This window comes from Mizugakiibacter sediminis (genome assembly GCF_000953855.2).
In the GTDB taxonomy this organism is placed as follows: domain Bacteria; phylum Pseudomonadota; class Gammaproteobacteria; order Xanthomonadales; family Rhodanobacteraceae; genus Mizugakiibacter; species Mizugakiibacter sediminis.
The window spans coordinates 1-9,363 of record NZ_DF970176.1 but is presented as its reverse complement, the minus strand read 5'-3'; the positions used below and the strand labels follow the sequence as shown (position 1 = coordinate 9,363).

General features: G+C 73.3%; 10 protein-coding genes and 2 pseudogenes. 4 read left to right on the top strand and 8 right to left on the bottom strand.

Annotated elements, in window-relative coordinates; translation table 11 throughout:
• A pseudogene (locus MBSD_RS15355) lies at positions 1-204 on the top strand (exodeoxyribonuclease IX); the annotation flags it as partial.
• 10 nt (positions 205-214) lie between these two features.
• Complete coding sequence (locus tag MBSD_RS05535; RefSeq protein ID WP_062535850.1) at positions 215-811, top strand: NUDIX hydrolase; 597 nt, start codon at positions 215-217, stop codon at positions 809-811.
• 152 nt (positions 812-963) lie between these two features.
• Here the strand turns inward: MBSD_RS05535 and bla are convergent, their stop codons facing one another.
• The 8 genes from bla to rsmD form a co-directional block, all read right to left on the bottom strand.
• A complete protein-coding gene (bla, locus tag MBSD_RS05530; protein WP_062535848.1) occupies positions 964-1,848 on the bottom strand; it encodes a subclass B3 metallo-beta-lactamase in 885 nt (294 codons plus the stop codon).
• A 118-nt stretch (positions 1,849-1,966) separates the two neighbouring features.
• Positions 1,967-2,998, bottom strand: coding sequence for a TMEM43 family protein (locus MBSD_RS05525; protein WP_062535845.1), 1,032 nt, complete (start codon positions 2,996-2,998; stop codon positions 1,967-1,969).
• Positions 2,999-3,100: 102 nt separating this feature from the next.
• Complete coding sequence (locus tag MBSD_RS05520) at positions 3,101-3,973, bottom strand: MBL fold metallo-hydrolase (protein WP_062535843.1); 873 nt, start codon at positions 3,971-3,973, stop codon at positions 3,101-3,103.
• A 167-nt stretch (positions 3,974-4,140) separates the two neighbouring features.
• Entirely contained in the window at positions 4,141-5,832 is a 1,692-nt protein-coding gene (gene ggt, locus MBSD_RS05515) for a gamma-glutamyltransferase (protein WP_062535840.1), read from the bottom strand.
• A gap of 13 nt (positions 5,833-5,845) precedes the next feature.
• Positions 5,846-6,097, bottom strand: coding sequence for a YfhL family 4Fe-4S dicluster ferredoxin (locus MBSD_RS05510; RefSeq protein ID WP_062535838.1), 252 nt, complete (start codon positions 6,095-6,097; stop codon positions 5,846-5,848).
• 83 nt (positions 6,098-6,180) lie between these two features.
• A complete protein-coding gene (locus MBSD_RS05505) occupies positions 6,181-6,681 on the bottom strand; it encodes a hypothetical protein (RefSeq protein WP_062535852.1) in 501 nt (166 codons plus the stop codon).
• An 11-nt stretch (positions 6,682-6,692) separates the two neighbouring features.
• Complete coding sequence (gene coaD / locus MBSD_RS05500; RefSeq protein WP_062535836.1) at positions 6,693-7,217, bottom strand: pantetheine-phosphate adenylyltransferase; 525 nt, start codon at positions 7,215-7,217, stop codon at positions 6,693-6,695.
• Positions 7,218-7,247: 30 nt separating this feature from the next.
• The gene (gene rsmD / locus MBSD_RS05495) at positions 7,248-7,835 is read right to left on the bottom strand and encodes a 16S rRNA (guanine(966)-N(2))-methyltransferase RsmD (RefSeq protein WP_062535834.1); all 588 of its coding nucleotides are present in this window, start codon (positions 7,833-7,835) and stop codon (positions 7,248-7,250) included.
• 101 nt (positions 7,836-7,936) lie between these two features.
• On the opposite strand from rsmD, the gene ftsY reads away from it, so the two are divergent.
• Positions 7,937-8,956 (top strand): signal recognition particle-docking protein FtsY, encoded by a 1,020-nt coding sequence (ftsY, locus tag MBSD_RS05490; protein ID WP_082306501.1) that lies wholly within the window; start codon positions 7,937-7,939, stop codon positions 8,954-8,956.
• 139 nt (positions 8,957-9,095) lie between these two features.
• A pseudogene (locus MBSD_RS05485) lies at positions 9,096-9,363 on the top strand (AsmA family protein); the annotation flags it as partial.

Here is a 9,363-nt window from a genome sequence, read left to right as displayed (position 1 = left end):
GCCGCCGCCGCGCGGCTGCGCGAACACGCCGCACAGGCGCGGCTGTCGCGGCGGCTGGCCGGGATCGCGCTGGACGCGTCGCTGCCGGCGCTGCCCGGCGCGCTGCGGCGGCGCGCGCCGGACGTCGCCGCGCTGGACGCGCTGTTCGACCGTTTGCGCTTCGGCCCGCTGACGCGCTCGCGCGTGCGCGCGCTGACCGCCTGAGGACACCCGCATGCGCGACGATGCCCCCGCCCGCCCCGACGACGCCGGCGCCCCGGTCGAGACCCTGTATGCCGGCCGCTGGCTGACGCTGCGCAGGCGCGGCCGCTGGGAGTACGTCGAGCGCAACACGCCGGGCGGCGCCGCCATCATCGTCGCCGTCACGCCCGACGACCGCGTGCTGTTCGTCGAGCAGTTTCGCGTGCCGATCGGCCAGTTCACCATCGAGATGCCGGCCGGCCTGGTCGGCGACCTCGACGGCCGCGGCGACGAGCACGCGCTCGAGGCCGCGCGGCGCGAGCTGGAGGAGGAGACCGGCTACGCCTGCGCGCGCGTCGAGCACCTGCATTCGGGGCCGTCGTCGTCGGGCATGAGCACGGAGATGATCCACTTCGTGCGTGCGCGGGAGCTGCGCCGCGTCGGCCCCGGCGGCGGCGACGCCACCGAGAGCATCGTCGTGCACGCGGTGCCGCGCGCCGAGGCCGGCGCCTGGCTGATGGCGAAGGCGCGCGCCGGCTATTCGGTTGATCCCAAACTGTTCGCCGGGTTGTGGTTCCTCGAGCACGGCGGCGAGATCGAGGCCGCGCGCGGCGGATCCGGCGAACCGTAGGCTCGCCTTGGCCCATCCGACGCCCGCGGCGCTCCGCGGCTTCAGCAAGAGCCCGCGTTTCGGGACGCGGATCGACGCGGATGGAGCGCGATTCGGGTCCGCGTCGATCCGCGTCAAAAAATGGCTGCTCGCAAAGTGAACCAAGACCCACGTTACGGCGCCGGCGTGCGCTCGCGTTGCAGCCGCGCCTCGAAGTCCTTCAGCGCCGCCGCCGCGTAGGCGCGGCAGGCGTTGGCGTCGATCAGCGGATCCGGGCGCTGTCCGCGCGTGCGCGCTTGCAGCCGCTCCCACAGGCTGGACGCCGAAGGATGCGGCGTCAGCAGGATGTCGCAGGGCAGCGCCGCCACGGTGGCGATCGCGCGGCGGAAATTCTCGACGCGCTGCGGATGCTTGGGGTCGCCGAAGCGGTAGCCGTCGGCGCTGATCGCGGTCAGGCTGTCGGCGTAGACCACGTGTTCGCAGCGTCCGCCCTCGCAGGCGTCCCAGGTCCACGACGTGCTGCCCGGCGTGTGGCCCGGCGTGTCGTGCGCGGTGACGCGCAGCGCGCCGAGCGTCACCGCCTCGCCGTCGGCGATCGCGCGCACGTGGCGGACCGCAGGATAGCTCGCGGCGATGCCCGCCTGCGGATCCTCGGGATCGGCGCCGCCGTGCTCCATGGCGAAGGCGCCGGACGCGCTGGCGACCACCTGCGCACCGCTCAGCCGCTGCAGCTCGGCGATGCCGCCGGCATGGTCGAAATGCGCGTGCGAGCCGAGGATGTAGCGGATGTCCTCGACGCGGAAACCGAGCGCGCGGATGTGCGCGGCGATCCGCGGCGCGGACTCGGGCAGGCCGCCGTCGATCAGGATCAGGCCGGCCGGATCGACCAGCAGCACGGCGGCGAGGCCGTGCGTGCCGACATAGTAGGTGTTGCCGTAGACGCGGAACGGCGCCTGCGGCGCGTTCCACTTGGCGCGCGCGTCGGCATACGGCGTGGCGGCCTGCGCGGCGCCGCAGGCGAGCGACGCCGCGGCGAGCAGCGGAAGAATCCTGGACATGGCGTCCCCCGGGAAAGCGGTGCGCGCAGCATGCCGGCCGCCTGCGGCGAGGCGCGGGCGCACGCGGGGCGTGTTGCGGGCAGGCGCGCGCCGGCCGTGAGGCACGGGCCACGCGCGCTCAGGGCCGCGCGGGCGGACGCTTGAGGCGCAGCATCGCTGCGGCCGACGCCAGCGCCGCGAGCACGAACAGCGCGACCGCGATGGCGTCGCGCGTGCCCAGCCACAGCGCGCCGGCCACCGCCGCCAGCGGCACCGCGGCCAGCAACAGCGCGGCGATCTCGTCGCGACCCCCGCGCCGGCCGCCGCCCAGCAGCAGCATCGCGCCGCCCCAGGCCAGCAGCAGCGCCAGCGCGCGGCGCGCCCAGGCGTAGCGCGGCGCGTCCGGCAGGGACGGCAGCATGTCGGTGAGCGAACGCTCGCCGAGCTGCACGCGCGCGTGCGCCTCGCCGTCGCTGCCGACCGCCGGCACCAGCGCGCCGTTCTGCACGCGTGCGATCACCGTGATCGGCTGCAGCGGCACCACCGCCCAGCTGACGCGCAGGTCGCCGAGCCGCGGCGCCGCCGGATCGGCGCTGGTCACCAGCGCGCCATCGACGGCCTGGAAGCTGGCGGCCAGGTTGGGCGGCAGCTGCGAGAACCCGGGCGCATAAGGCTCGTAGCCGGGGATCGCCTGCAGCAGCGCCTCGGACAGCGCGAAGCCGCCGAGCCGCACGCTGGGCGCGACGAAGCGCGCGGCCGCGAACGGGAACGCGCCCGGATTCTCGTGTCCCGCCGGCCGCGCGAAATGCGCGGAGTCGACCGGGTGATCGACCCAGTCCAGCTCGTAGCTCGGCGGTGCGCCGCCGTAGGCCAGCTCGCGCCACTGGAACATCTCGACCTTGCGCAGCAGCACCGGCGCCTTGGCCGTGACGGCGAACTGCAGGTCGGTCGCCAGGCTGACCACTTCCGGCGTGCCGCCGACCAGCACCAGGCCGCCTTCCGCGCCCGGGCCCGGTTCGGCGTCGGTCAGCACCGCCCCGCCGATCGCGTCCTCGGCCGCGGCGCGCGCGCGCGCGCCGCGCTCGGTCGCGGCCAGCAGCAGCAGCGCCAGCGCCAGCAGCACGCAACCCGCGATGCGCGCCCCCCAGGAAAACGGTTTCCGCGCGATCATGCGCCCTCCCGCATGCGGTACGGATGTGCCACGCCGCGCGCGCAGCGGCGGCGCGGCCGCGCCGACCTTAGCCCAGCGCGCGACCGCGCGCACGGACCGGCTTCACAGCGCGAGTCCGGCCAGCCCGGCCTGCTCGGCGGTCGTGCCGAAGCGCCCCTTGGCGTCACGCGTCACCTCGGCCATCGCGATCTCGGCATCGTGGGTGAAGAACAGGCGCACGCCGCGCGCCAGCTTGTCCTCGAGGAAAGCGCGCTTCTCGTCGATCAGCAGCTCGGGATAGCGGTCGTAGCCCATGGTGATCGGTAGATGCACCCACGGCCGGCCGGGGATCAGGTCGGCGCAGAACGCCACGCCGCCGCCGGCGCCGGGCGCCGGCATCACTTCCGCCAGCATCAGCCCGGGCGTGTGGCCGTTGGAGAAAGTGAAGCGCACCGAGCGGCCGAGCGTGCGCGAGCATTCGCCGTCGACCAGCTCCAGGCGCCCGCTCCGCTCCAGCAGCGGCAGCAGCTCGGGGATGAACGAGGCGCGGTCGCGCGGATGCGGATGCTGCGCGCGCTGCCAGTGCTCGCGGCCGACCACGAAGGTGGCGTTGGGGAACAGCAGGCGCGGCGGCTGCCCTTCCTGCCACGCCGCCAGCAGGCCGCCGGCGTGGTCGAAGTGCAGGTGCGAGAGCACCACCGCGTCGATGTCCTCGTGGCCGAGGCCGGCGCGCGCCAGCGAATCCAGCAGCACGTGGTCCGGCTCGACCACGCCATAGCGCTCGCGCAGCTTCGGTTCGAAGAACGCGCCGATGCCGGTCTCGAACAGCACGTTGCGGCCGTCGAGGCCGACGGCCAGCAGGCAGCGGCAGGCCAGCGGGATGCGGTTCTCCGCGTCCGGCGCCACCCACTGCGCCCACAGCGCGCGCGGCGCATTGCCGAACATGGCGCCGCCATCCAATCGCTGCGAGTTGCCGAGGAGCGACCAAAGTTTCATGACGTCAAGTATCTCGCGTTGCCGACGCGATCCGCCTGGAACGGATCCGGACGCCGAAGGCGGCCCCGCGCGCTGCGCGGGACGAGGTCCATGGTCGACCGAGCGCCCCGGCGCCGCCGTCGAGGCGCTGCGGGTCGCCGAGCAGCGGCCATCGTTTCATCGCGCCCTCACTGCACCTTGCCCAGCCCGGACACGCCGCGCGGATCGCTGGCGGCGTCGAGCCTGTTGGTCCCGAGATCCCAGGTCACCACGTTCATGAAGCCCCAGCCGCGACGCTGCTTGAAGGCGTAACCCATCTCCCGCAGCGCCTTGGCGGTGGCGTCGTCGAACGCGTGCGGCTCGACGCTGACCCAATCCGGCAGGTACTGGTGATGGTAGCGCGGCTGCGCGGTGATCTCGGCGGCGGACTTGCCTTCCATGAAGGCGAGGATGCCCTCGAACACCTGGGTGATGATGGTGGAACCGCCGGGCGTGCCGATCACGCCGATGCGGTCCTTGCCGAACACGAAGGTCGGCGTCATCGACGACAGCATGCGCTTGCCCGGCGCCGGCGCGTTGGCCTTGTTGCCGAGCAGGCCGAAGGCGTTGGGCGCGCCGGGCACCAGCGCGAAGTCGTCCATTTCGTCGTTGAGGATCACGCCGGTGCGGCCGGCGACGAAGGCGGAGCCGAACGCCAGGTTCACCGTCGAGGTGCAGGCGACCATGTTGCCGTCGCGGTCGACGATGGAGAAATGCGTGGTGTCGGTGCCGGGCTCGTGCGCCAGCGCCGGCGGCAGCATCGACGACGGCGTGGCCCTGTCGGGCAGGATCGACGCGCGCAGGCCGTCGGCGTAGTACGGCGACAGCAGCATGTCCAGCGGCATCTTCACGAAGTCGGGATCGCCGAGGTATTCGTTGTGGTCGCGGAACGCGCGCCGCATCGCCTCGATGATCACGTGGTAGCGCTGCGCGGCCGGCATCGCCGCGAGGTCGAAACCGCGCAGGATGTTGAAGATCTCCGCCAGCGCCACGCCGCCGGAGGACGGCGGCGGCGCGGTGACGATGCGCCAGCCGCGGTAGTCGAAGCGCAGCGGCTCGCGCTCCTCGACGCGATAGCCGGCCAGATCCTCCAGCGTCCAGTGGCCGCCGGCGGCGCGCACGCTGTCGACCAGCTCGCGCGCGGTCTCGCCCTTGTAGAAGCCGTCGGCGCCCGCGGCGGCGATGCGCTGCAGCGTGCGCGCGAGGTCGGGCTGCTTGAACACCCAGCCTTCCTTCGGCACCTGCCCGTCCGCGGTCAGCAGCAGCGCGGCGGAGGCCGGATAGCGTGCGACCACGTCGCGGCGCTCGACCAGGTCGCCGAGGAAGCGCGCATCCGGCTTGTAGCCGTTGCGCGCGATGCGGATCGCCGGCGCCAGCGATGCCGTCAGCGGCAGCTTGCCGTAATGCGCGGCCACCCAGGCCAGGCCGGCGGGCTCGCCGGGGATGCCGGCCGAAGTCGGGCCGTTGATCGCGGCGCCGCGGTTCGGCGTGCCGTCGGCGTTGACGTAAATCTTCGCGTCGACCGCCGCCGGCGCCACCTCGCGCGCGTCGATCATCGCCTCGCGCCCGTCGGCGGCGCGGTGGATCAGCATGAAGAAGCCGCCGCCGAGGCCCGAGCTCTGCGGCTCGACCACCGCCAGCGTCGACGCCACCGCCACCGCCGCATCGAACGCGTTGCCGCCCTTCGCCAGCACCTCCAGCCCGGCCTCGGTGGCCAGTTCGTGCGCGCTGGCGACGGCGGCATGGCCGGGCCTGGTCGCGGGCGCCGCGGGTGCCGCCGCGGCGGACCCGGCGCCGGCGAGCAGCAACGCAAACAGCAGACCGCGCAGCCAACGCGTCATGCGGCGTTCTCCTTCAGCGGATGGAGACGAGGGACTGGTACTTGTGGAAGAGGTCGTCGCGCGTTTCGGCGTGATCGGGGTCCGGGACGATGCACTCGACCGGACACACCTCGACGCACTGCGGCTGATCGTGATGTCCCACGCATTCGGTGCACAGCGCGGGATCGATCACGTAGTACTCCTCGCCCAGCGAAATCGCCTTGTTCGGGCAGACGGGCTCGCACACGTCGCAGTTGACGCATGCGTCGGTGATCTTCAGGGACATGCGGCAAAGATAGCATGCAACCCTGCGCGGAACCGCCGCAGGGCGTACCGCGCGGCGCCATGCCGCGCGGACGGCGCAAGAGATCACATCTGCGCGAAGCGGAACTCCGCGGCGCTCGGCTTCAGCGCATCGGCGACGCGCTGCTGGTCGGCGGCGTCGCCGACGAACAGCACCACCACACCCTTGAACGAGCCCGGCTGCGCGTTCTTGAACGCGGCGACGATCAGGTCGGCGGTCTTCGCCGAGTCGGGGCCGCCGAACGCCATCATGTTGCCCGGCAGCACGGTGCGCGCCACCACGTCGGAAACGTTGTCGAGCTGGTTCTGCCGCTGCGAGACGGCGTCGTCGCTGTCGCCGCCCGGCACGTAGTACATGTACGGGCGCGTGTTGACGCCCTGCATGTGCTGCTTGACCTGTTCGACCAGGTACTTCTTCCAGCCGGCGCTGTCGTTCGGATCGGTCGGCTTGGCCACCGGGGCCTGCACCTGCTGCTGGGCCTGGTCGGCCGATTCCTGCTGGCTGCAGGCGGAAAGACCGGACACGCCGGTCAGCGCGATTGCCGCGAGGAAAACCAGTTTGCGCATCGTCGTCACCTTCATGGATGGTTGCTCGAATTGCGCCAGCGCTGGCGCAGGGCCTGCTGCACCGCCGGGTGCACGAAGCTGGAGACGTCGCCGCCGAGCCGCGCGATCTCGCGCACCAGCGAGGACGAAATGAAGCTGTACTGTTCGGCGGGCGTGAGGAACAGGGTTTCCGCCTCCGGGATCAGGTGGCGGTTCATGCTGGCGAGCTGGAATTCGTACTCGAAGTCGGACACCGCGCGCAGACCGCGCACGATCACGCCGGCGCCGATCTCGCGCACCAGTTGCGCCAGCAGCGAGGAGAAGCCGCGCACCTCGACGTTCGGCACGTCGGCCAGGGCCAGCCGCGCCAGCGCGATGCGATCCTCGAGGCTGAAGCCGGGGCTCTTCACCGGATTTTCCGCCACCGCCACCACGATGCGGTCGAACAGCGACGCCGCCCGCGTCACCAGGTCGGTGTGGCCGTGGGTGATCGGGTCGAACGTGCCGGGGTAGACGGCGACGCGCGCCTTCGCGCCGGTGCCGGGGGTGATCGCCATGGGCAGCGTCTGCTGGGGATTGCCGCAAGCTTAGCGGATGGCGCCGCCGCGGCGGTAGAGCGCGTAGCGCACGCCGCCGGCGCGGCCCTCGCGGTGCGGCGTCCATGCCGGCGGCAGCGCCGGCGCCGCATCCGCCGGCGCCTCGACGTAGATCAGCGCGCCGGGCTTCAGCCAGCCGCCCGCCTCCAGCGCCGTCGCCGCGTCCGTCCAGCGCGCATCGGCGAACGGCGGATCGAGGAACACCAGGTCGAACGGCGTCGCCGAGCCGCGCAGGAAAGCGGCCGCGTCGACGCACTCGACGCTGCCGCCCGCCTGGCCGAGGCGCGCGAGGTTGTCGCGCAGCGCCGCGGCCAGGCGCGGATCGCGCTCGACGAAGGTCGCCTGCGCCGCCCCGCGCGAGAGCGCCTCGATGCCCAGCGCGCCGGTGCCGGCGAACAGGTCGAGGCAGCGCGCGCCCTCGATCGTCGGCGCCAGCCAGTTGAACAGCGTCTCGCGCACGCGGTCGGGCGTAGGCCGCAGGCCCGGCAGGTCCGGCACGGCCAGCTTCGAGCCGCGCAGGCGGCCGGCGATGATGCGCACGCGGCCCGGACCGGCGGCAACGGCGCGCGCGCGCTTCACGCCGCCCCCCGTGCGCGCGCGCGCGGCGGCTCGCGTTCAGCGGTCGGGGCGAAGGCGGGTGCTAGCATACGGGCGAGGATTGTCTCCGAATCCCCTCTCCCATGCTCAAGTTCTGGAAGAAGAAACCGGCCGCGGCCGGCGACGCGGCGCAGCCCGAGCCGGCGGCGGACGCGGACGCCGTCGCGGCGCCGTCCGCCGCGCCGCCTCGCGGCTGGCGCGAGCGCCTCGCCGGCAACGCGCTGGCGCGCGGCCTGGGCGTGCTGTTCGCGCGCCATCCGCGGCTGGACGACGCGCTGCTGGACGAGCTGGAAACGGTGCTGCTGACCGCCGATGTCGGCGTCGCCGCGACGCAGGCGTTGGTCGAGGACCTGCGCACGCGCATGCACCGGCGCGCCTTCGCCGACGCCGATGCGCTGCTCGCCGCGCTGCGCGAGGACATGCGGGCGATGCTGGCGCCGGTCGCGCGACCGCTGGACGTGTCGGCGGCGAAGCCGTTCGTGCTGCTGATGGTCGGCGTCAACGGCGTCGGCAAGACCACCACCATCGGCAAGCTGGCGCGCCGCTACCGCGACGAGGGCCGCGACGTGCTGCTCGCCGCCGGCGACACCTTCCGCGCCGCCGCGGTCAAGCAGCTCGAGGCCTGGGGCGAGCGCGACGGCGTGCCGGTGATCGCCCAGGGCCAGGGCGCCGACGCCGCCAGCGTGATCTTCGACGCGCTGCAGGCCGCGCGCGCGCGCGGCTGCGACGTGCTGATCGCCGACACCGCCGGCCGCCTGCACACGCAGGGCGGGCTGATGGACGAACTCGGCAAGATCAAGCGCGTGCTGGGCAAGCTCGATGCCGCCGCGCCGCACGAGGTGCTGATGGTGATCGACGGCACCACCGGCCAGAACGCGATCAACCAGGTGCGCCAGTTCCGCGACGCGGTCGGCGTCAGCGGGCTGGTGGTGACCAAGCTCGACGGCACCGCCAAGGGCGGCGTGGTGTTCGCGCTGGCGCGCGAGTTCGGCCTGCCGATCCGCTACGTCGGCCTCGGCGAAGGCGCCGAGGACCTGCGCGAGTTCGAGCCGCGCGCCTTCGTCGATGGCCTGCTGCCCGAAACGCTCGGCGCGACCGCATAAAAAAAGAGCGCGGCGCCAGGGGGCGCCGCGCCCGTTCCGCGCCCTCCGGGGGCGTGGAAAGCGCGAAACACGGGTGGCCGCAGCAGGCCGGCGCGGATGATGGGGCATGCAAAAAAATGACAATGTCCACTTCGTCACAATGCGGTACCGCGTCCTGCGCATCGCGCTGATCGCGCTGACGGTGCTGCTGGCGGCGGTCCTCGCCGCGCTGGTCGCCGTGCGCATGCTGCTGCAACCTGATCGCTTCACCGCGCTGCTGCGGGGGATGGCCGCCGACGCCGGGCTCGAGCTCACCCTCGACGCGCCCGCCGCGCCGACACTGTGGCCGCGCCCGGCGCTGGAGCTGCGCGGCCTGCGGCTGCTGCCCAAGGGCGCCGCCGCGCCGCTGCTGCAGGCCGCGCGCGCGC

What these genes read in the sequence shown, in the direction of transcription:
- MBSD_RS05510 (WP_062535838.1), bottom strand. Translation starts at nt 6,097, where the DNA reads ATGTCCCTGAAGATCACCGACGCATGCGTCAACTGCGACGTGTGCGAG.
- bla (WP_062535848.1), bottom strand. Translation starts at nt 1,848, where the DNA reads ATGTCCAGGATTCTTCCGCTGCTCGCCGCGGCGTCGCTCGCCTGCGGC.
- coaD (WP_062535836.1), bottom strand. Translation starts at nt 7,217, where the DNA reads ATGGCGATCACCCCCGGCACCGGCGCGAAGGCGCGCGTCGCCGTCTAC.
- MBSD_RS05505 (WP_062535852.1), bottom strand. Translation starts at nt 6,681, where the DNA reads ATGCGCAAACTGGTTTTCCTCGCGGCAATCGCGCTGACCGGCGTGTCC.
- MBSD_RS05520 (WP_062535843.1), bottom strand. Translation starts at nt 3,973, where the DNA reads ATGAAACTTTGGTCGCTCCTCGGCAACTCGCAGCGATTGGATGGCGGC.
- ggt (WP_062535840.1), bottom strand. Translation starts at nt 5,832, where the DNA reads ATGACGCGTTGGCTGCGCGGTCTGCTGTTTGCGTTGCTGCTCGCCGGC.
- MBSD_RS05535 (WP_062535850.1), top strand. Translation starts at nt 215, where the DNA reads ATGCGCGACGATGCCCCCGCCCGCCCCGACGACGCCGGCGCCCCGGTC.
- ftsY (WP_082306501.1), top strand. Translation starts at nt 7,937, where the DNA reads ATGCTCAAGTTCTGGAAGAAGAAACCGGCCGCGGCCGGCGACGCGGCG.
- MBSD_RS05525 (WP_062535845.1), bottom strand. Translation starts at nt 2,998, where the DNA reads ATGATCGCGCGGAAACCGTTTTCCTGGGGGGCGCGCATCGCGGGTTGC.